Annotated in this window: 13 protein-coding genes; 9 read left to right on the forward strand and 4 right to left on the reverse strand. The window is 69.8% G+C overall.

From position 1 onward, the window contains the following. Positions 1-115 precede the first annotated feature (115 nt). The 3 genes from BMZ45_RS16410 to BMZ45_RS16420 all read right to left on the reverse strand — a co-directional run bounded on the left by BMZ45_RS16410 (position 116) and on the right by BMZ45_RS16420 (position 3423). Positions 116-1159 (reverse strand): LacI family DNA-binding transcriptional regulator, encoded by a 1044-nt coding sequence (locus BMZ45_RS16410; RefSeq protein WP_056177210.1) that lies wholly within the window; start codon positions 1157-1159, stop codon positions 116-118. A 136-nt stretch (positions 1160-1295) separates the two neighbouring features. Further along, positions 1296-2015 (reverse strand): class I SAM-dependent methyltransferase, encoded by a 720-nt coding sequence (locus BMZ45_RS16415; RefSeq protein ID WP_091637600.1) that lies wholly within the window; start codon positions 2013-2015, stop codon positions 1296-1298. A 91-nt stretch (positions 2016-2106) separates the two neighbouring features. Then, the gene (locus BMZ45_RS16420) at positions 2107-3423 is read right to left on the reverse strand and encodes a sugar MFS transporter (RefSeq protein WP_091637601.1); all 1317 of its coding nucleotides are present in this window, start codon (positions 3421-3423) and stop codon (positions 2107-2109) included. Between the two features lie 433 nt (positions 3424-3856). Here BMZ45_RS16420 and BMZ45_RS16425 point away from each other — a divergent pair, with 433 nt between their 5' ends. The 9 genes from BMZ45_RS16425 to BMZ45_RS16465 all read left to right on the forward strand — a co-directional run bounded on the left by BMZ45_RS16425 (position 3857) and on the right by BMZ45_RS16465 (position 19511). After that, the gene (locus BMZ45_RS16425) at positions 3857-4864 is read left to right on the forward strand and encodes a glucokinase (protein WP_091637602.1); all 1008 of its coding nucleotides are present in this window, start codon (positions 3857-3859) and stop codon (positions 4862-4864) included. A gap of 137 nt (positions 4865-5001) precedes the next feature. Further along, positions 5002-7740, forward strand: coding sequence for a TonB-dependent receptor (locus tag BMZ45_RS16430; RefSeq protein ID WP_091637603.1), 2739 nt, complete (start codon positions 5002-5004; stop codon positions 7738-7740). A 151-nt stretch (positions 7741-7891) separates the two neighbouring features. Beyond that, entirely contained in the window at positions 7892-10285 is a 2394-nt protein-coding gene (locus BMZ45_RS16435) for a family 20 glycosylhydrolase (RefSeq protein ID WP_217643224.1), read from the forward strand. Positions 10286-10423: 138 nt separating this feature from the next. Continuing rightward, positions 10424-11065 carry a tetratricopeptide repeat protein gene (locus BMZ45_RS16440; protein WP_175489115.1) on the forward strand — a complete coding sequence of 214 codons (642 nt, stop codon included), beginning with the start codon at positions 10424-10426 and terminating at the stop codon, positions 11063-11065. A 269-nt stretch (positions 11066-11334) separates the two neighbouring features. Then, the gene (locus BMZ45_RS16445) at positions 11335-12528 is read left to right on the forward strand and encodes an EAL domain-containing response regulator (protein ID WP_175489116.1); all 1194 of its coding nucleotides are present in this window, start codon (positions 11335-11337) and stop codon (positions 12526-12528) included. Between the two features lie 10 nt (positions 12529-12538). Then, positions 12539-15424: an ATP-binding protein gene (locus BMZ45_RS16450; RefSeq protein WP_091637605.1), complete on the forward strand. Its 2886-nt coding sequence runs from the start codon at positions 12539-12541 to the stop codon at positions 15422-15424. A 230-nt stretch (positions 15425-15654) separates the two neighbouring features. Next, on the forward strand, positions 15655-17385 hold the full coding sequence (gene ggt / locus BMZ45_RS16455; RefSeq protein WP_091637606.1) for a gamma-glutamyltransferase: 1731 nt from the start codon (positions 15655-15657) through the stop codon (positions 17383-17385). A 70-nt stretch (positions 17386-17455) separates the two neighbouring features. Continuing rightward, the gene (locus tag BMZ45_RS16460; protein WP_091637607.1) at positions 17456-19120 is read left to right on the forward strand and encodes a putative 2OG-Fe(II) oxygenase; all 1665 of its coding nucleotides are present in this window, start codon (positions 17456-17458) and stop codon (positions 19118-19120) included. Between the two features lie 28 nt (positions 19121-19148). Continuing rightward, a complete protein-coding gene (locus BMZ45_RS16465) occupies positions 19149-19511 on the forward strand; it encodes a gamma-glutamylcyclotransferase family protein (RefSeq protein ID WP_091637608.1) in 363 nt (120 codons plus the stop codon). Between the two features lie 195 nt (positions 19512-19706). On the opposite strand, the gene BMZ45_RS16470 is transcribed toward BMZ45_RS16465, so the two are convergent. Further along, complete coding sequence (locus tag BMZ45_RS16470; protein WP_091637775.1) at positions 19707-20912, reverse strand: TCR/Tet family MFS transporter; 1206 nt, start codon at positions 20910-20912, stop codon at positions 19707-19709. Positions 20913-21029: the final 117 nt, after the last annotated feature.

A 21029-nucleotide genomic window follows, 5' to 3' on the forward strand; every position in this document is an offset into this window, starting at 1 on the left:
AGCGGCGTAAGCGCGATTGCGCAGTAGCCGAAGTTTCGCGGCCGCGGCAGGCGCCGCTCCTACGCCAAGGCTAGGGGCCTGAGGCTGTGAGGCTGGGCGTCGCTGATTGGCGCGCTCAAGCCTGCGGCGGACGCGGCGGCGCGGTCGAACCGCGCACCACCAGGATCGGGCTGAAACCTTCGTTCGCCGGCACCTGCAAGGGCTGGTCGGTTTCGCGGCGCAGGTCGGCGATCAGGCGGTAAGCGGCGTGACGCGCGATTTCCTCGGTGGCCTGGCGCGCGGTGGTCAGGGTCGGCCAGGACTGCTTGGAGAACGGGCTGTCCTCGAAGCCGGCGATCGACAGGTCGTAGGGCACGTGCATGCCGCTGGACTTGGCCGCCGCCAGCACGCCAGCGGCGATCTCGTCGTTGCTGCCGAAGATCGCGGTAGGCCGGTTGGGCAGCGCGAACAAACGGCGCGCGCCGCGGAAGCCGTCGTCGAAGGAGTAATCGCCCGGCAGCACCAGATCTTCGTCCTCGCCGATGCCGTAGTCGGCCAGCGCCTGGGCGTAGCCCTTGTAGCGCTCCCAGCTGGAACGATGCGACTTGCCGCCCCAGAGGAAACCGATGCGCTGGTGGCCGAGCTGGATCAGGTGTTCGGTGATGTCGTAAGCGGCGTCGCGGTCGTCGACCCAAACGCAGGGCGAGCCGTCCTTGGGGTCTTCGGCGGCGGAGACGATGCGCACCAGGCGTATCCCATGCGCGACCAGTTCGCTGACCAGCTCCATGCGTTCCGACATCGGCGGCGCCAGCACCAGGCCGGCCAGGCGCGCGCCCTGGACCAGATCGATCAGGTCGGCGGCCAGCAGCGGCGAGGACGAATCGCAGGGATGGATCTGCAGGCCGTAGCCGGTTTCGCGGCAGGCGGCGAGCACGCCGTTCTGCACGCTGATGATGTAGTAGGGGTTGGGGTTGTCGTAGACCACGCCCAAGGCATACGGCATCGCGCTGCGCAGGCTGCGCGCGGACGGGTCGGGGCGGTAGTCGAGCTCGGCGATCGCCTGGTTCACGCGCGCCCGGGTGCGGGCGCGCACGCTGGGTTCGTCGTTGATGACCCGCGATACGGTTTTCAGCGAGACCTGCGCGCGTTCGGCGACATCTTTGATCGTGGGTCGGCGCACCGCTGCCTCGGGGTAGTCGATCGGAGTCGCCGCCGCGTTCGCACGCGTGGGCGTTGCGCCTAGCCTACTCGGGCGCCGACGCGACGCAAGCGGCGCGCGCGGCCGGCCGGCTTAGGCACAGGCGCACGCTGGCGGTTCAGGTGTCCAGTTCCAGGGTCACGTCCTCGAACGCCCGGGTCTTGCGGATCGCCAGCTGGTAGCCGCGTTCGACCAGCTCGTACTGGCCTTCCAGCGTGCGCAGCAGGCCGTCGATGCCCAGCTTGGGCGTCTGCGCGGCGATGCGCGCGATCGCACGGTCCTGCCAGCGCTTGCCCAGCGCGCGCCAGAACTCGCGCACCAGCTTGTTGGGTTTGCTGGCCTCGTAATAGGCCGGCGGCATCCACAGGTAGTCGTCGAAGATCATCAGCCCGCCGACCTTGAGCAGCGGCCAGGACATCACGCCGTCGGCGAGCGCGCCGAACGCGGTATGCCAGCCGTCGACGTAGATCATGTCGTAGGGGCCGCGCACGCGGCCCAGCTGCTCGGCGCTGGGACCGGCGTACTCGGTCACCCGCTGCTTCCACGGTGCGACGTTGGCGCGGAAGCGCTGGTGGTAGTCGCCCTGCAGCGGGTCGGGGCGGAACAGGTCGATGCAGTCGATGCGGCTGTCGGGCTGGGTCAGCACGTTCTGCAGCAGCCACACCGTCGAGCGGCCCTCGAAGCTGCCGATCTCGAGGAAGCGCAGGCCCGGGCGGTCGCGGAAGCCGTCCAGCCAGCGTTCCCAGTTGCGCACATGGGCCTGGAACCAGTCCTTGGTGTACTGCGTGTCGCCGCCGGCGGCGCCGGTGGCGATCGAACTCGTATCCGCGTGCTGCATAAGTCCTGGCTGACCCTGGCGCCGGTATCGGCCGCCTATGGTATCGGCGTTCGCGACGGACCGGAGGTGCGCCCGGTCCGTCGCGTCGCGATCAGCCGCGCTGGGTCGCCGCGGCGCCGACACTGGCGCTGCGACGCAGTCCGACGCGATAGCCGCGCAGGGCGAAGTACAGGATGTAGAGGTAGCAGGGGATCATCAGCAGCGCGAACACGGCCTGGAAGTCGTAGTGCTGCTTGAGCGCGGCGAACAGCAGCGGAATCGTCGCGCCGCCGGCGATGCCCATGATCAGCAGCGCCGAGCCGTACTCGGTGAAGCGGCCCAGTCCACGGATCGCCAGCGGGAAAATCGCCGGCCACATCATCGCGTTGGCGAAGCCCAGCGCGGCCACGAAGCCGACCGAGACGATGCCGTGGGTCAGGTAGGCGCCGATCGTCAGGGCCACGCCGAGCACCGCCGAGTAGGTCAGGTAGCGCTCCTGCGAGATGAAGCGCGGGATGGTGACCAGGCCGACCAGGTAGCCGACCAGCATCGCGCCCAGCGTGAACGAGGTGAAGAACTTGGTCTGGTCCAGCGGCAGGCCGAAGCCGTGGCCGTAGGTGCCGATCGCATCGCCGGCCATCACCTCCACGCCGACGTAGGTGAAGATGCACAGCGCGCCCAGCCACACGTGCGGAAACTGGAACAGGCTGGTCTTGCGCGTGGACGCGCCGTCGCCGCCGTCGGCATTGGCGTCCTCGGCGCGTACGTCCGGCAATGGCGAGAACAAGATGCCGACTGCCAGCACGGCCATCGCGCCGGCCATCGCCAGATAGGGCGTGTGGATGCGCGCGGCGAATGCGTTCAACAGCGCCTGCTTGCCGGCGGCGTCGGCGGCGGCGATCTGCGCGGTCAGGTCGCCCATGCCGTGCAGCACCAGCGCGCCCAGCACGATCGGCGCCAGGATGCCGGCGACCTTGTTGCAGATGCCCATCACCGCGATGCGCTGGGCGGCGCCGTCGATCGGGCCGAGGATGCTGATGTAGGGATTCACCGCGGTCTGCAGCACCGCCAGGCCGGCGCCGATCACGAACACGCCGGTCAGCGCGCCCGGATACCAGCGCTGGGTGGTGAACTCGCCGAACAGCGCCGCGCCCACCGCCATCAGGAACAGGCCCAGGGCCATGCCCTTCTTCATGCCGGTCTTCTTGAGGATCACCGACGAGGGCAGGGCCAGGCAGAAGTAGGAGATGTAGAACGCGAACGGAATCAGGAAGGCCGCGGTCTCGTTGACGTCGAACGCCAGCTGCGCGAACGAGATCAGCGGGCCGTTGAGCCAGGTGACGAAGCCGAAGATGAAGAACAGCGCGCCGACGATCGCGATCGAGCCGAGATAGCGCTGCGGCGGGCCGCCGGTATTGGGCGTGGACATAGTGTTCAGGACTCCCCTCCAGGAACGCGGGGAGCGCCCCGCGGCGTTACGGCACTATCGCATTTGACCTGCACGACATCCGTTGGCTCAACGGTGTCACAACTTTGTCCGACAAGCCAGAAGGGGGCCTGAAACCCAGCCGGGGCCGGGCCCGCCGGAGCGCGTCCTTATGCTGCGCCGCATCATGGTAAATGCCGCCAGTTCGCAGTTTTCGTGCATTTGTTAGGGTCGTGTGACCTCAAGTTGACAACGTTGTCAAATGGTGGGCAATCTCGGCTCCGCCAGCGGGGGCTGGCCGGGATCAATGGAGGGAAGCGATGCAGTGGGATACCAAGCGGACGGCGGTTTCGCCCCGTGCAGCGCAGCCGATGCGCGCCGTCAGGGCGGACGGTCAAAACGCCGTCGCCGCAGCCACCGTCGCGGAGCGGACCGCATGAGCGCTGCCAGCAAGCTGGCTCCGGCCGCGTCCCCGTTCATCGCCGCCGACGTCGGCGGCACCCACACCCGGGTCGGCCTGGTGCGCGCGGGCGGTCCGGGCGAAAGCGCGGTCGCGGTGCTCGCGCATCGCAAGTACGTGTGCGCCGACTACCCCAGCCTGTCCGCGATCCTGGCCGACTTCCTGGCCGGCGCGGGCGCCGGCGCCGGCGCCGACCGGGTCGCGATCGCCTGTGCGGGCGTGGTCCTGGACGATGCGGTCATCAATTCCAATCTGCCCTGGCGGATTTCGCTGTCCGAGCTGCGTCGCGAGCTCGGCCTGCGCGAAGTGCTGTTCATCAACGATTTCCAGGCCGCCGCCCACGCCGCCCAGTGCATGGCGCCCGGCGATTCCACCCTGCTCACGCCCGGCGTCAGCGATGCCGCGCCGGGTCCGGTGCTGGTGATCGGCCCGGGCACCGGTCTGGGTGCGGCGGTGCGCATTCCGTTCCGCGACGCCACCGTGGTGCTGCCGACCGAGTCCGGCCACACCGCGTTCGCGCCCGGCGGCGCGCGCGAGATCGAGATCCTGCGCTGGATGCAGCAGCGCGGCGCGCACGTGTCCACCGAGCACCTGGTATCCGGTCCCGGTCTGGTCAACCTGTACGACGCGCTGTGCGCGATCGACGGCGTCGAACCCAGCCTGCGCGCGCCGGCCGCGATCACCCAGGCCGCGCGCCGCGGCGACGCGATCGCGCGCGAGGCGGTGCTGACCTTCTGCGCGCTGCTGGGCAGCGTGATCGGCGACCTGACCGTGGTCAGCGGCGCCAAGGCGGTGTTCATCGCCGGCGGCATCCTGCCGCAGCTCAAGGATTTCCTCGACGCCAGCGCTTTCCGCGAGCGCCTGCTCAACAAGGGCGCGATGCGCCCGGTGTTGGAGCGCGTGCCGGTGCGCCTGATCGAGAACGAACAACTCGGCGTCATCGGCGCCGCCAGTTGGTACCTGGAGCACGCCAATGAGGCCTGAGCCCGGCAGCGCGCTTCGCGTTATCCGCTGAATTGCCGGCGCCGGCCACCAACGGCGCTGGAACAGACGTACCAGGCTTCGCCCAATCGACGCAGATCGAGCGGCGGAGAGGACCATAGCCCGAGGGAGAGAACCCAATGAAAGTTCGCAAGACCATTCTGTCCGTCAGTATCGTCGCGGCCCTCGGCTTTGCCGGCCAGGCCGTGGCGCAGGACGCAAGCACCGCATCGCAGGACGCCAAGGACCTGGACACCATCGTGGTCAAGGGCATCCGCGGCGCGATCGAGCAGTCGCTGGACACCAAGCGCGACGACGTCACCCGCGTCGAGGTCATCACCTCCGAAGACATCGGCAAGATGCCCGACAAGAACGTCGCCGACTCGCTCGCGCGCGTGCCGGGCGTGAACATCTCGGCGGCCAGCGCCAACGAGGGCGCGTTCGACGAGAACGACCGCGTGTCCATGCGCGGCACCAGCCCCAGCTTCACCCAGACCCTGATCGACGGTCACAACATCGCCTCCGGCGACTGGTTCGTGCTCAACCAGACCGGCACCGTGGGCCGCAGCGTGAGCTACTCGCTGCTGCCGTCGGAACTGGTCGACAAGGTGGTGGTGCGCAAGTCGTCCGAGGCCAAGCTGGTCGAAGGCGGCGCGGTCGGCACCGTCGACATCGTCACCCGCAACCCGCTCAACTTCGAGAAGGGCTTCAGCATCTTCGGTTCGGTCGGCGGCGTTTACGCCGATCAGCCCGGCAAGACCGACCCGCAGATCTCGGTGCTGGGAAACTGGAAAAACGAGGACGGCACGTTCGGCATTACCGTGCAGGCCTTCAGCGAAGAACGTCATCTGCGCCGCGACGGCCAGGAAATCCTGGGCTACGAGCAGATCGGCGCCAACACCGCCGCCGGCCTCGCCCATCCCGACCTGGTCGGCGTGTTCTTCCCGACCATGATCGGCTCGGCGCTGTTCGAACAGGAGCGCAAGCGCACCGGCGGCATGTTCACCGCGCAGTGGAAGCCGGCCGACAACTTCGAACTGGAGGCCAACTACTTCCGTTCGGACATGAAGGCCGACAACTACAATCGCAACTACCTGATCTGGGGCGCGCGCATCATCAACGGCACTGCCGGCAACAACGGTCAGGTGCCGCTGCCGGGTTACGTGGTGCGCAACAACACCCTGGTCTCGGCCGACTTCGCGCCGACGCCGGGCGCCAACCCGTCCAATGCCTTCGGCATCTACGACCAGATCTCGCGCCCGGGATCCAAGTCCAGCACCGAGTTCTTCAGCCTGTCGGGCAAGTGGGACGTCAGCGACAAGCTGCGCTTCTCGGCCCAGGCCGGCACCTCCGAGGGTCACGGCGAAACCCCGACCCAGGACGTGGCCGAGTGGGACGTGGGCCTGAACAGCGGCGGCCACTGGCGCCTCAACGGCGTCGGCGCGGCCGACTGGGGCCTGGGCAACGCCAACACCGGCGCGCCGGGCATCCCCAACACCGACTACCGCCTGGATTGGATTTTCGGCTTCAACGACATCGACGTGGAAGACAAGGAAGACTGGGGCCAGATCGACGGCACCTACTTCTTCGACGGCGGCCTGGTGACCTCGATCGACTTCGGCGTGCGTCAGGCGCGTCATGAGCGCAACCTCGACCAGGTCACCGCGCAGGGCCCGAACTTCGCCCTGCCGGAAGATCCGTTCAATCCGGCCACCTGGCCGCAGGGCTACACCAACTACCCGGGCGATTTCGCCAGCGGCATCGGCGGCAACTTCCCGCGCAACATCTGGTACTTCTCGCCGGAAAGCCTGGCCAGGTTCGCGCGCCTGGCCAACCGCGATCCGGTCTCGCGCTTCTACTTCCTCGGCGCCTACGGCCTGGAGGAAAAGAGCACCGCCGCCTACGGCCAGCTCAACTTCCAGGGCGAGCGCTGGACCGCCAACATCGGCCTGCGTTATGTCGAGACCCAGGAAGACGTCACCAACTACGTGAGCACTTCGGCCACCGATCCGGCCGCGATCACCACCTCAGCGTTCGGCGCCTACAAGACCGTGCTGACCAAGAACACGTACAAGGACTGGCTGCCGAGCGCGAACCTCAAGCTCGACATCACCGACGACGTGGTCCTGCGCCTGGCCGCTTCGCGCACCCTGACCCGGCCGGACTTCTCGGCCATCGCGGGCGCGGTCTCGCTGAGCCCGCCGGCCGCGGTCAACGGTGTCGGTACCGGCACCGGCGGCAACCCCAACCTCGCCCCGATCCTGTCGACCAACCTCGACGCGACCGTGGAGTGGTACTACGGCGAGCGCGCGCTGTTCTCCCTGGGCGTGTTCAGCATGAACATCGACAACTACGTCTCGCTGGCCAACGTGCGCCGTCAGTACCTGACCATCGACGCGCAGCGTCCCAACGGCGCCATGGTCGACTACGACCTGACCATTCCGGTTAACTCCGGTGCCAAGGTCAACGGCTTCGAGATCGCCTGGGAAGGCCCGATCGGCGACTACTTCGGCGCGTTCGCCAACTACACCTACGCCGAGGGCGACACCGACGACGGCACGCCGATGCTGGGAACGTCCGAGAACACCTACAACGTCGGCCTGTGGTTCGAGAACGATCGCTTCAACGCCCGCGTCAACTACACCTACCGCTCGGAGTTCTACAGCGGTCTGGACCGTGCCTCGTCGTTCTACCAGGACGATATCGACAGCGTGTCGGCGTCGTTCGGTTACAAGATCAACGACCACATGGCGCTGAGCCTGGACGCGATGAACCTCAACAATCCCAAGACCAAGTACTACGCCGAGAACAAGGATCGCCCGCGTTCGATCTACGAGAACGGCCGTCAGTACTACTTGAACTTCCGCTTCAACTACTGAGGTCCGGGCGTGGGGTGCGGCACGCCGCACCCTGCGATCCAGGCACTACCGCGCCTTCGGGCGCTCCGGTAGCTTTCAGCTGCGACAACGGGCCCGGTTACGCCGGGCCCGCTTGTTGTATGAGTGTCGGACGGACAACGAGGGGGCGGGAATGAGCGGTAAACGCATGCGCGCGGCGGTGGCCGCGGCGGTAGCGCTGTCCATGGTGACGGCGATCACATTGTCGGCCTGCCAACGCGGCGGCCAGGACGCGACGGCGGACGTGCCCGCCGCCCAGGCATCGCAGATCACCCCGGTGATTCCGTTGCCGGCCAAGGTGCAAGCGCGCGAGGGCGCGTTCGTGCTGGACGTGAGCACGCGCCTGCAGGCCGCCGGCGGCAACGCCGATGCGGCGCGGATCGCACGCGACTTCGCCGCGCGTCTGCAGCGCCTGCGCGGTTTCGCGCCCAACGTCGACGCCAGCGGCAACGCCGCCGGCGAGGCCGCGCACACCGTCGTATTCGCGATCGATCCTCAGGCCGCGCTGCCCAACGACGAGGCCTACAACCTCGACATCGGCCCGCAGGGCGCGCGCATCGAAGCGCGTGCGCCGGCCGGTTTGTTCTACGGCGCGGTCACGCTGTGGCAGCTGGCCACCGCCGACGGCGGCCGCGGCGCGGCGACCATCGCCGCGCAACGCATCGAAGACGCGCCGCGTTTCGGCTGGCGCGGGCTGATGCTGGATTCGGCGCGCCATTTCCAGAGCGTCGAACAGGTCAAGACCCTGATCGACCAGATGGCGCTGCACAAGCTCAACACCTTCCACTGGCATCTCACCGACGACCAGGGCTGGCGGATCGAGATCAAGAAATATCCCAAGCTCACGCAAGTCGGCAGCTGCCGGATTCCGGCCGGTGCCTCCGGCCACGACCCGGTCACCGGCGCGCCGATTCCGTACTGCGGCTACTACACCCAGGAACAGATCCGCGAGGTGGTGCGCTACGCCGCCGAGCGCTATGTGACGATCGTCCCCGAGATCGAGATGCCGGGCCACGCCCAGGCCGCGATCGCCGCCTATCCCGAGCTGGGCGTGAGCGACGTGCTCAAGGCGCCGCCGCCGGTATCGCCGGACTGGGGCGTGCACACCTATCTGTTCAACACCCAGGACAGCACCTTCGTGTTCCTGGAGGACGTGCTGGCCGAAGTCACCGCGCTGTTCCCCGGCCGCTACATCCACATCGGCGGCGACGAGGCGGCCAAGGACCAGTGGCAGGCCTCGCCCAGCATCCAGGCGCAGAAGACGGCGCTGGGGCTGAAGGACGAGATGGCGATGCAGAGCTGGTTCGTGGCCCGCATCGAGAAGTACCTGGGCAGCCACAACCGCAGCCTGATCGGCTGGGACGAGATCCTCGAAGGCGGCCTGCCGCCGCGCGCGACGGTGATGTCCTGGCGCGGCATCAAGGGCGCGGTCGAGGCCGCGCGCGCCGGACACGACGTGGTGCTGGCGCCGGCGCCGGACCTGTATTTCGATCACGTGCAAAGCGACAACGACGACGAGGCCACCGGCCGCCTGGCCGCGATGACCTTGAAATCGGTGTACGGCTTCGAGCCGGTGCCGGCCGAGCTCACGCCCGACCAGGCCAAGCACGTGCTGGGCGCGCAGGCCAATCTGTGGACCGAGCATAAGCGGAGCTTCGAGGCGGTCGAGCGCGCCTACTTCCCGCGCACGGCCGCGTTGGCCGAAGCGGTGTGGTCGCCCAAGGGCGCACGCGACTGGGACGGCTTCCTGCGCCGGCTGGTGCCGCAGATGGGGCGCTATCAGGCGCAGAAGGTTCAGGCGTCGGATGCGGCGTTCGCGGTGCGCTTCGAAGTAGAGCGCGACGGCCAGGGCCAGCCCCTGCTGAAGCTGTCCAATCAGGTCGGTTTCGGCCAGATCCGCTATCTCGAAGGCAAGGGCGAGCTGAGCACGCAGTCGCCCTTGTATGGCGCGCCGCTGGCGCTGCGCCCGCCGACCGTGTTCCAGGCCGCGACCTACGTCGACGGCCGCGCGCTGTCGGCGCCGCGCCGCTACGCGCCGGCCGATCTGGCCGCGCTGAGCCAGCGCACCGGCAACCGCCTGCGCCAGTGCAAGGGCGGCTTGAACCTGCGCATGGAGGACGACGCCCCGGCCGACGGCATCGGCGGGCGTTCGCCGCGCGCGACCCTGTTGGCCGACGTGTTCGATCCGTGCTGGATCTACGAAGGCGCGGCGCTGGACCAGGTCGGCGCGATCGAGGTCCGGGTCGGCCAGGTGCCCTTCAATTTCCAGCTCTGGCACGACACGCCCAAGGTCGTCACCCGCGCCGCCAACGGGCCGGAAGGCGCGTTGGAAGTGCGTGCCGACACCTGCCAGGGCGCGCCGATCGCGGTGCTGCCGCTGGGTTCGGCGCGTCGCACCGCCGGTCTCACCACGCTGCGCGCCAAGCTCGCGCCGACCGCGGGCACGCACGACCTGTGCCTGGTGTTCGCCAGCGGCAGTCACGATCCCTTGTGGGCGATCGAGCGGGTGACTCTGCAGCCGCGCTGAGGCGGCTTCCCCGCCTGCACGCCCCGGCCCGCGCCGGGGCGTCGCCCTGCCCGATTCAGCGCAGAAAGCGTGATGAACGGCCCGATCCGGGCCCCGCTCGGGTTAGCATGTAGGGGTATCACGGGGGATCCATCGATCATGCGAATTCGTAGTGTGTTGTTGACGGCCGTGTTGGCCGTGTCCGGAACTGCCGCGGCCCAGACCGCCACCGCGCCGCTGCCCAAGCCCGCCGAGTTCTATTTCGACGCCGACGCCAACACCACCAAGCCGGTGGTGGTCGTGCGCGAGACCGGCGAAGTGGCGATGCAGAAGCTCAGCCGCATCATCGAACGCAAGGCCGGCGCCGACGCCGAAGCCGCGCAGCTCGCCCACCTGGCGATGGAAGCCGGCCGCGTCGATCTCGGCCGCCAGCTGTATGCGCGTTCGCTGTCCGGCCTGGACGCCACCGACGGCATCTGGCGCTCGGTGATGTGGAACTACGGCTGGGACCTGTACCGCGCCGGCGACGACAAGGGCGCTTTCGAACAATGGCGCGTCCTGGCCACCACGCGCGGCGTGACCGGCAGCTGGATGCCGCCGACCTTCGCCCTGGTGCTGTGGTCGATGGGCCGCAAGGACGAGGCCGTGCAGTGGTACGCCGCTGCCGTGCGCACCGAGCCGCTGCAGTGGAGCAACACCGCGCAGTACGCGCGCCTGCTGCCGGCCTGGACCGAGGCCGAGCGCAAGGCGCTGGCGGAAGTGCAGGCGGCCTGGGCGGCCAATCCGCCCAAGTATCCCTAAGCGCGCACGCGTCGCGATCCAACAAAAGCGGAGCTTCGGCTCCGCTTTTTTTATGCGTCGCAGGTGCCCGTCTGCCTGGCCGGCGGCCGGTGGCCTCGCCCTGAAAGGCAGGCGGGGCGGGCATCCGGGCCCCGTGCCCTCGTCCATGCCGGGGCCGCGACCGTTCGTCGGCGCCATTCCCGTTGAACGCTATGCACGGATACAGTCGGGCCGTTGCGATCGCGCCGCCCCGCATCGTGGCCACGGCAGGGCTCTCACCAGGGAACGGCATGTCGATTACGACGCTTAGCGTGATGGTGGTGGAAGATCACGGGTTCCAGCGCCGCATGGCGCTGCGCCTGCTCGCCGAGCTGGGCGTGGTCAACGTGCTCGAAGCCGCCGACGGCGCCGGCGCGCTGCGCCTGCTCGAGGAAGTGCGCACGCCGCCGGACGTGATCCTGGTCGATCTGGACATGCCCGGCATGGACGGCATCGAATTCATCGACCATGTCGCCCAGCGCAGCCTCGCGCGTTCGGTGGCGGTGGTCAGCGCGCTGGATCCGGCCCTGCTCAACACCGTGCAGACCATGGCCCGCGCCTACGGCCTGCGCGTGCTGGGCAATGTCGAAAAACCGCTGACCCTGGCCAAGCTGCAGCAGGCACTGGAAGGCTACGAGCATGCCTTGCATGCCGCCGAGACCGACGAGCCGGTCGAAGTCACGCCGCTGCTGATCCGCGAAGCGCTGGCGGCCGGCGAGATCGGGCCGTGGTTTCAGCCGCAGGTCGAATTCGGCAACGGCAAGCCGGTCGGGGTCGAGGCGCTCGCGCGCTGGCGCCGCCACGACGGCAGCATCGTGCGGCCGCAGCACTTCGTGCCGATGATGGAGCGCGAAGGCCTGGTCGATCTGCTCACCGATCACATGCTGGTCGAAGGCTGCCGCTGGAAGCGCCGTTGGGACCAGCAGGGCATCCGCCTGAATCTGTCGGTCAACGTCTCGCCCGCGACCCTGGCCGACAGCGGCGCGGCCGACCGCTTCCAGCACCTGGTGCGCGAGGCCGGGGTGGAGCCGGAGGAAGTGGTGCTGGAGATCACCGAGAGTTCGCTGATGAGCGACGCCGCGCGCGGTCTGGGCGTGCTCGCGCGCCTGCGCCTGAAGGGCTTCGGCCTGTCGATCGACGATTTCGGCACCGGCTATTCCTCGCTCTCGCAGCTGTCGCAGATTCCGTTCACCGAACTCAAGATCGACCAGGGCTTCGTGTCCGGCGCCAAGGAACAGCCGCGCAAGCGCGCGGTGATCGAGGCCAGCCTGGACCTGGCGCGCAAGCTCGGTCTGGACGTGGTCGCCGAGGGCGTGGAAACCGTCGACGACTGGCAGATGCTGGCCGAGTTGGGCTGCGGCATGGCCCAGGGCCATCTGATCGCCGAACCGGTGCCGGGCGAGGATCTGCCCAGCGTGCTCGGCCGCTGGCGGCGGCCGGAGTAGAGCGCGCCGCATGCGCGCCTGGCTGGGCTCGCTCAGCATCCGGCGCCAGCTGTGGGCCTTGTTCGGCCTGCTGCTGCTGACCGGCGCGACGGTGCTGGTGATCGACGAGATCGCCCAATACCGCGCACGCGAATCGCTGCTGACCCTGCGCGACGATTCGCTGCGCAGCCTGCGCCGGATCAAGATGGTCTCCGATGCCTACGGCCTGGACGTGGTCGACACCACTTTCCGCGTGCGCAACAACCTGGTGCCCTGGCGCGAGGGCGTGGCCACCATCGACGAGGCGCGCGAACGCATCGACGAAAGCTGGGCGGTGCTGGCGCAGCTGCCGCGCACGCCCGAAGAGCAGGTCCACTTCCGCGCCGCCGCCGAGGCACGCGTGGCCGCCGACGCGGCCGCCGCCGAATTGCGCGCGATCCTGCTGCGCGAGGACATCGATGCCCTGGGCGCGTTCGCCGACACGCGTCTGTATCCGGCCATCGATCCGGTCACCCAGCGCCTGAAGCTGCTGTCGGATCTGGCCCTGGTCGAGGCCGACAGCGTGGTGCGCGACGACATCGTGCGCAGCCGGCGCACCAGCGCGCTGCGCATCGGCCTGTCGGTGCTGGCGCTGCTGATCGCGGCCGTGGTCGGGCGCAAGGTGCTGCGCAACGCCTACCGCGGGGTCGAAAGCCTGACCTGGCTGGCGCGACGCATGCGCGAGCACGACTACACCGCCGTGCCCAAGCACGAGCCCAGCGGCGAGCTGGCCACGGTGATGCAGGCCTTCATGGAAATGCGCCGCGACGTGCTGGGCTTCGAGAACGAACTCACCGGCCAGCTGATCCGCAACGAACGCACGCGCGCCGAACTCGAGCGCCGCGAGCAGTTCCAGCGCTCGCTGCTGGACGCGGCCCAGACCGCGATCGTCGCGGTCGACGCGCGCGGCCAGTTCAGCCTGGTCAATCCCTTCGCCGAGCAGCTGCTGGGCTGGCACGCCACCGACCTGCTCGCGCGCGAGCGCCTGCACGCCCTGTTCGAGCCCAAGGCCCTGCAGACGCTGGCGTACGAACTCGGCGACCGCCTCGGCCGGCCGGTGCTGGCCGATTGGACCGCGCTGCGCGAGCTGGCGCGCATGCGCGCGGCGCCGCGCGAGATGATGCTGCGCCATCGCAACGGCACCTGGGTGCCGGCGCTGGTGGCGGTGTCGGCGATGAGCGAGCCCGACGGCGGCGACGGCGGCTTGTTGCTGGTGGCCGCCGACCTCAGCGCGATCCGCCGCCTCGAACGCGAACTGCGCGCGAGCGAGGCGCGCGCGCAGGAGGCCAGCCGCGCCAAGTCCTCGTTCCTGGCCGCGATGAGCCACGAGATCCGCACCCCGATGATCGGCGTGACCGGCATGCTCGAAGTGCTCGCGCATTCGCGCCTGGACCCCGACCAGCGCCGCGCGCTGAACGTGATCCAGCAGTCGTCCGCCTCGCTGCTGCAGATCATCGGCGACATCCTGGATTTCTCGAAGATCGAGGCCGGCCGTCTGGAGCTGTCGCCCACCGTGGTCGCGCTGCCGGCGTTGTTGCGCAGCACGGTCGCCAACTACGCGGGCGCGGCGTCCAGCAAGGGGCTGAACCTGTTGTGCGAAATCGACCCGCGCGTCGGCCCGGCGCACCGCGCCGACGGACTGCGCCTGCGCCAGGTGATCGGCAACTTTCTGTCCAACGCGCTCAAGTTCACCGCCGAAGGCCTGGTGCAGGCGGCGCTGGAGTGGCAGTCCAGCGCCAAGGACGCCGACGGCACGGTGCGCGACACCTTGTGCTTCCGCGTCACCGACACCGGCATCGGCGTCGGCGAGGAACAGCAGCGTCATTTGTTTCAGCCCTTCAGCCAGGCCGAGGGCGACACCACGCGCCGCTACGGCGGCACCGGCCTGGGCCTGGCGATCTGCCGGCGCCTGGCCGAGCTGATGGGCGGCGAGGTCAGCATGGAAAGCCGGCCGGGCCTGGGCACCAGCATGCGACTGGTGGTGAGCCTGGCGCGCGCGCCGGAGTCGGAACTGCCCGCAGAGCCCGACGGGTCCGAGCCGCCAGCCACGATCGCGCCGCGCCCCATGCCCAGCCTGGAGCAGGCCGAGCGCGAGCGCAGCCTGGTGCTGCTGGCCGACGATCATCCGACCAACCGCATGGTGATCGCGCGCCAGCTCGCCCTGGCCGGTTACGCCAGCGAATCGGCCGAGGACGGCCTGCAGGCGCTGGAGCGCTGGCGCAGCGGTCGCTACGCCCTGCTGTTGTCGGACGTGCACATGCCGGGCCTGGACGGCTATGCCCTGGCGCGCGCGATCCGCGAGCAGGAGCGCAGCGAAGGCCTGACGCACACGCCGATCGTGGCCCTGACCGCCTCGGCCCTGAAGGGCGAGGCCGAACGCTGCCTGGCCGCGGGCATGGACGACTACCTGAGCAAGCCGGTGTCGGTGCCGCAGCTGGCGACCTGCCTGCAGCGCTGGCTGCCGCACACGCGGCCTGGCGACGGCAAACCCGCGGGCACGGGCGCGACCGCGGCGACGGTCTTGCCGCAACTGGATCGCGATCAGGCCTTGGACACCGACGTGCTGGCCGCGCTCACCGGCGGCTCGCCCGCCGAGGCGCACAGCCTGCTCGAGGAATTCCTGGCCGCGACCGCGCAGGACCAGGCCGCCCTGCACGCCGCGCGCGAGGGCGGCGACACCGTCGCGCTCACCCGTCAGGCGCACAAGATCAAGGGCGCCGCGCGCATGGTCGGCGCGACCGAACTGGCGCAGGCCGCCGCCGCCCTGGAAGCGGCCGGGCGCGACGACGACTGGCCGACGATCCTGCCGCTGGCGGCCGATCTGGACACCGCCCTGCAGCACCTGCGCCTGGTCGCGGCGCAGATGCCGTCGGGCTGATATCGGGCGCGGCGGACCGGACCTCGCGTTGCATCGCCCCGTCCAGGCAGGAGCGGCGCAAGCCGCGACCGCGCAAACGCGAACGTCCGCGCCGATCAGGCGCACGCGAGACCGCGCATGCCACGCGCGATCGCCGCATACACCGCCGTCGGGACCCCATCCGCCAACCGCGTCGCTCCCTCGCGCGCCGGTCTGCGTTATCGTCGCGGTCCGATCCGCGGAGCCGCGCCATGACCTCACGCCTCGTGCCCCACCGCTTGCCGCTGCTCCTGCTCGGCATCCTGCTCGCCGCCGGCCACGCCGCGCCGGCCGCCGCCGCCGACCGCGTCACCGGCAAAGCCTTCGCGACCCGCAGCGAGATCTACGCGCCGCATGCGATCGCCGCCACCTCGCATCCGCTGGCCACCCAGATCGCGCTGGACGTGATGAAGCAGGGCGGCAGCGCGGTCGACGCCGCGATCGCGGCCAACGCCGCGCTCGGTTTGATGGAACCCACCGGCAGCGGCATCGGTGGCGACCTGTTCGCGATCGTCTGGGATCCCAAGACCAAGCAGCTCTACGGCTACAACGGCTCCGGGCGTTCGCCCAAGTCGCTGAGCCTGGCCGAGTTCCGCAAGCGCGGCCTCAGCGACGTGCCGTCCTACGGCCCGCTGCCGGTGACCGTGCCCGGCGCGGTCGATGCCTGGTTCGCCCTGCACGGCCGCTTCGGCCGCAAGTCGATGGCCGACGACCTCGCGCCGGCGATCCGCTACGCGCGCGAAGGCCATCCGGTGCACGAGGTGATCGCCTACTACTGGAACGCCTCGGTGCCGCGCTTGTCGAAGTGGCCCGGCTTCAAGGAGCAGTTCACCATCGACGGGCGCGCCCCGCGCACCGGCGAGACCTGGAAGAATCCCAACCTCGCCGCGACCCTGGAGAAGATCGCCAACGGCGGCCGCGACGCGTTCTACAAGGGCGACATCGCGCGCACCATCGACGCCTACTTCAAGGCCAACGACGGCTACCTCAGCTACGACGACCTGGCCTCGCACCAGGGCGAGTGGGTGGAGCCGGTCAGCAGCAACTACCGCGGCTACGACGTCTGGGAACTGCCGCCCAACGGCCAGGGCATCGCCGCGCTGCAGATCCTCAATATCCTGGAAGGCTACGACCTCAAGGGTTACGGCTTCGGCAGCCCCGAGCACGTGCATCTGTTCGCCGAAGCCAAGAAGCTGGCCTTCGCCGATCGCGCGCGCTGGTACGCCGACCCGGCCTTCGGCAAGCTGCCGGTCGAACAGCTGATCTCCAAGCGTTATGCCGAACAACGCCGCAAGCTGATCTCGATGGACAAGGCCGCGCGCGAGGTGCAGCCGGCCACGCCCAAGGAGCTCGACGAGGGCGACACCATCTACATGACCGTGGCCGACGCCGACGGCATGATGGTCTCGCTGATCCAGTCCAACTACCGCGGCATGGGCAGCGGCATGGCCGCGCCGGGCCTGGGCTTCATCTTCCAGGACCGCGGCGAACAGTTCGTGCTCAAGGAAGGCCACCCGAATTCGTTCGCGCCGGGCAAGCGTCCGTTCCACACCATCATTCCCGCCTTCGTGACCAAGGACGGCAAGCCCTGGCTGTCGTTCGGGGTGATGGGCGGCGCGATGCAACCGCAGGGGCATGCGCAGATCGTGATGAACCTGATCGACTTCGGCATGAACCTGCAGGAAGCCGGCGACGCGCCGCGCATCCAGCACGACGGTTCCACCGAACCGGCCGGGCAGGCCACGGTGATGAGCGACGGCGGCGAGCTGGATCTGGAAACCGGCTATTCCTACGAGACCGTGCGCGAGCTGATGCGCAAAGGCCACAGCGTGCGCTTCGCCAACGGCCCTTACGGCGGCTACCAGGCCATCATGGTCAATCCCCACGGCGGTTACGTCGGCGCCAGCGAATCGCGCAAGGACGGCCAGGCGGCGGGCTACTGATGAGCGATCGCGGGGCGCTCGCGCGACGGCGTTCGGGCGATCGTCCCGCGATCGGCGGCGGCAGGCCGACATGAGCGCCGTTGCGGCTCTGCTGCGCGAAGCCTACGCGGCCTTGCAGCGCGGCGATGCGGCGCAGGCGCGCCTGCGTTGCGCAGCGGTGCTCGCGCAGGATCCGAGCAGCTTCGATGCCTGGCGCATGCTGGCGGTGGCCGCGCAGGCGCTGGGCGACGCGCAGGCCGGCCTGGCGGCGGCGACGCGCGCTCAGCAACTGCGACCGGACGATGGCCCGGCCGCCTTGGACCTGGGCACGCGCCTGCTGCACGCCGGCCAGGCCGCGGCCGCGGCGCCCTTGCTGCAACTGGCTATGCGGCGTCTGCCGCAGGATGCGCGCGCGGCGTTCCGCTACGCCAACGCGGTCTTTCAGTTGGGCGATTACGCCGCCGCCGCGGCCGGGTTCGGCGCCGCGACCCAGCGCGATCCGAATTGGCCCGAGGCCTGGAACAACCTGTCGGCCGCGCACAGCCGACTGCAGGAATATCCGCAGGCGATCGCGGCCGCGCGCAATGCCTTGCGGCTGGCGCCGCAAGACCCGGAAGCGCACCAGGCCTTGGCCGTGCTGCTGTCCAATCTGTTCGATCGGTCTTCCTTGCAGGAGGGCCTGCGGTCGGCCGAACGCGCCCTGCAACTGGACCCGAACCTGGCCGCGGCGCATCGCAACGCCGCGGTGCTGCTGCGCAAGCTCGGCGAGCCCGCGCGCGCCGAAGCGCATGCGCGCCGCGCCCTGCAGTTGCAGCCGGACCATCCCGCCAGCGTCGAAATCCTCGGCGATCAGTTGATCTTGAACGGCCGCGGCGGCGATGCCGCCGCGATCTACGCCGCCGCGCTCGCGCGCGGCCTGGACACGCCGGTGCTGCAACGCCAGCACGGCATCGCACTGCTGCACGCCGGCCGGGCCCAGGCCGCGCACGAGCAGCTGAGCGCGGCGCTGCGGCGGCAAGGCGACGACCAGCGCAGCATCGCCCACCTCGGCGTGGCGCTGGCCGCCGATGGCCGCGTCGCCGACGCGGTCGACCTGCTGGGGCTGCAACGTCACATCCACGCGGTCGATCTGGCGCCGCCGCCCGCTTACGCCGATGCCGCGGCCTTCCATGCGGCGCTGGCGCAAGACATCCGCCGCCACAGCCAGCAGCGTTGGGAGCCGGCCGGACTGGCCGCGCGTCAGGCTTATCTGAGCGGCGACCTGCTCGTCGACCGCACCCCGGCCATCGTCGGTTTCGAGCAGCGTTTGCGCGCGGCGATCGACGCCTTCATCGCCGATGCGCAGCGGCGCATCGCCGCCGCGGACGCGCGCGACGACGTTTTCCTGCGCAACGCGCCGCGGCAGTACCGCCTGCACGTATGGGCGACCCAGGCCGCCGAGAGCGGCTACATCGACACCCACATCCACGAAGACTCCTGGCTGTCGGGTGCGTACTACGTCGAGCTGCCCGAGGCGATCGCCGACGCCGATCTCAATCAAGCCGGCCCCGATCACGCCGGCCCCGATCACGCCGGTTGGATCGAGTTCGGCCGACCCTATGCGGGCCTGCCGCAATGGCCGTCGGACGCCTTGCGCCTGGTGCGTCCGCACGTGGGCCGCCTGCTGCTGTTTCCGTCCTATGTGTTCCACCGCACCTTGCCCTACCGGGGCCGCGGCGAACGCATCAGCATTTCCTTCGACCTCGCGGCCGCCTGAGCGTCGCCGCATCCGCCCGGAACGCCGCATGAGCAGCGACGACGCCCGCGACCACGCCCTGTTCTCCTACGGCACCCTGCAGGACGACGGCGTGCAGCGCGCGACCTTCGGCCGCCTGCTGCACGGCCAGGCCGACGCCTTGCTCGGTTATCGGCGCAGCCTGCTCAAGATCGAGGACGCCCAGGTCGTGGCCACCAGCGGCCAGGCCTACCACCCCATCGTCGAGCGCAGCGACGACCCGGCCGACACCGTGGCCGGCACGGTGTTCGCGATCACCGCCGCAGAGCTGCGCCATGCCGACGCCTACGAAGTCGACGCCTACGAACGCGTCGAAGCGCCTTTGGCCTCAGGGCGACGCGCCTGGGTGTACGTGAAACGCAGCGGCGGCTGATCCGGTCGCTGGTTTCGATCACCGCTCAGCCGTCCCCTTTGCAAAAGGACGATTTATTTTTCGAGCCGCGCTTCCCGCCCGTAGGATGCGGTGAGCCCCAGGCGAACCGCATCGTCGCGCCGCTACGAACGCCCGCGCTCTCCGCCGACATCGTCGCGCAAGCTCGTAACTGCACGCCGCCACACACCACCGGCCTCAGCCCGTCGCGGCATCGGCGCTAGCGCCGCGTGCGGCCAGCCCGCGCGCGCCACGCAGGAGCGCACGCAAGGCCGGAATGCACGGCACATACAGCGCCGCGCCGACGACCCAGGCCCAGCCGTTCCAATGCCCGGCACCGGCGACGTAGACCGCGCCGAACACCAGCGGCCCGATCACCGCGGCCAGGCTGGCGAGGCTGGCCAGCACGCCCTGCAACGCGCCCTGGCGCGCTTCGTCGGTGCGCGCGCTGGACATCGCCAGCAAGGCCGGCCCGCCGATGCCGCCGCCCGCGGCCAGCAGCAGGCCGGGCGCCACCGTCCAGCCGCTGCGCGCGAATGCGAAGGTCAGATAACCCAGCACGTCGCTGACCACGCCGCCGACCAGGCTGCGGGCGGGGCCATAGCGTTCGCTGATGCGGCCGGTCGCCAGCGCCTGGAACAGCGCGTGCATCACGCCGAACGCGGCCAGCGACAAACCGACCGCGGTCGGGTTCCAACCGAAGCGGTCGTGGCCGTAGATCGCCCACAGCGTGCCCGGCACCTGCCCGGCCAGCTGCATGGCCAGGTACAGCCACAGCAGCGGCGCCAGGTCCGGCAGCCGGCCCAGTTCGCGCAAGGAATGCCAGGGCACCAGATCGCGCAGCGCCGGCGCGCGGCCGCGTTCGCGCGCCGGCTCGGGCAGCGCCAGCCAGGCCAGGCCGAAGTTCAGCGCCGCCAACGCGGCCGCGGCCGCGAACGGCGCGCGCAGCCAGATCGCGCCGAGCAGGCCGCCGATCACCGGCCCGGCCACCAGGCCCAGGCCGAAACTCGCGCCCATCCAGCCGTAGCGGCGGGCGCGCTGGGACTCGTCGGAGATGTCGGCGATGTAGGCGCCGGCGACCGAGCCGCTGGCGCCGCTGAGGCCGGACATGGCGCGGCCCAGGTACAGCAGCGACAGCCAGGGCGCGCAGGCCATCAGCAAATAGTCCAAGGCGCTGCCCAGCAGCGAGAACAGCAGCACCGGGCGGCGGCCATAGCGGTCGCTGAGCGCGCCCAGCGCCGGCGCGCACACGAATTGCATCAGCGCGTACAGCGCGGTCAGGGCGCCGGCGTGCAGGGCCAGATTGCGCTGCAGGCCGAAGGAATCGAGCAGCTGCGGCAGGACCGGCGCGATCAGGCCCAGGCCGATCGCGTCCAGCGCGACCGTGGCCAGGATCAGGGCCAGGGCGTAGCGGGTAGGGGACCGGGTCGGCGGCGCGGTCCGGGTGGGGGATGGGGTGCTCACGGCATTTCCCTATCAGTGATAGACGGTGCGCATGCTAATCTATCGCCGATAGAGGAA

The sequence above is a fragment of the Lysobacter sp. cf310 genome (genome assembly GCF_900114355.1).
GTDB lineage: Bacteria > Pseudomonadota > Gammaproteobacteria > Xanthomonadales > Xanthomonadaceae > Lysobacter.

Bases quoted from the DNA above. Each gene is read 5' to 3' on its own strand.
- ggt (WP_091637606.1), top strand. From the start codon at position 15,655: ATGACCTCACGCCTCGTGCCCCACCGCTTGCCGCTGCTCCTGCTCGGC.
- BMZ45_RS16450 (WP_091637605.1), top strand. From the start codon at position 12,539: ATGCGCGCCTGGCTGGGCTCGCTCAGCATCCGGCGCCAGCTGTGGGCC.
- BMZ45_RS16460 (WP_091637607.1), top strand. From the start codon at position 17,456: ATGAGCGCCGTTGCGGCTCTGCTGCGCGAAGCCTACGCGGCCTTGCAG.
- BMZ45_RS16465 (WP_091637608.1), top strand. From the start codon at position 19,149: ATGAGCAGCGACGACGCCCGCGACCACGCCCTGTTCTCCTACGGCACC.
- BMZ45_RS16435 (WP_217643224.1), top strand. From the start codon at position 7,892: ATGAGCGGTAAACGCATGCGCGCGGCGGTGGCCGCGGCGGTAGCGCTG.
- BMZ45_RS16420 (WP_091637601.1), bottom strand. From the start codon at position 3,423: ATGTCCACGCCCAATACCGGCGGCCCGCCGCAGCGCTATCTCGGCTCG.
- BMZ45_RS16425 (WP_091637602.1), top strand. From the start codon at position 3,857: ATGAGCGCTGCCAGCAAGCTGGCTCCGGCCGCGTCCCCGTTCATCGCC.
- BMZ45_RS16430 (WP_091637603.1), top strand. From the start codon at position 5,002: ATGAAAGTTCGCAAGACCATTCTGTCCGTCAGTATCGTCGCGGCCCTC.
- BMZ45_RS16445 (WP_175489116.1), top strand. From the start codon at position 11,335: ATGTCGATTACGACGCTTAGCGTGATGGTGGTGGAAGATCACGGGTTC.
- BMZ45_RS16440 (WP_175489115.1), top strand. From the start codon at position 10,424: ATGCGAATTCGTAGTGTGTTGTTGACGGCCGTGTTGGCCGTGTCCGGA.
- BMZ45_RS16415 (WP_091637600.1), bottom strand. From the start codon at position 2,015: ATGCAGCACGCGGATACGAGTTCGATCGCCACCGGCGCCGCCGGCGGC.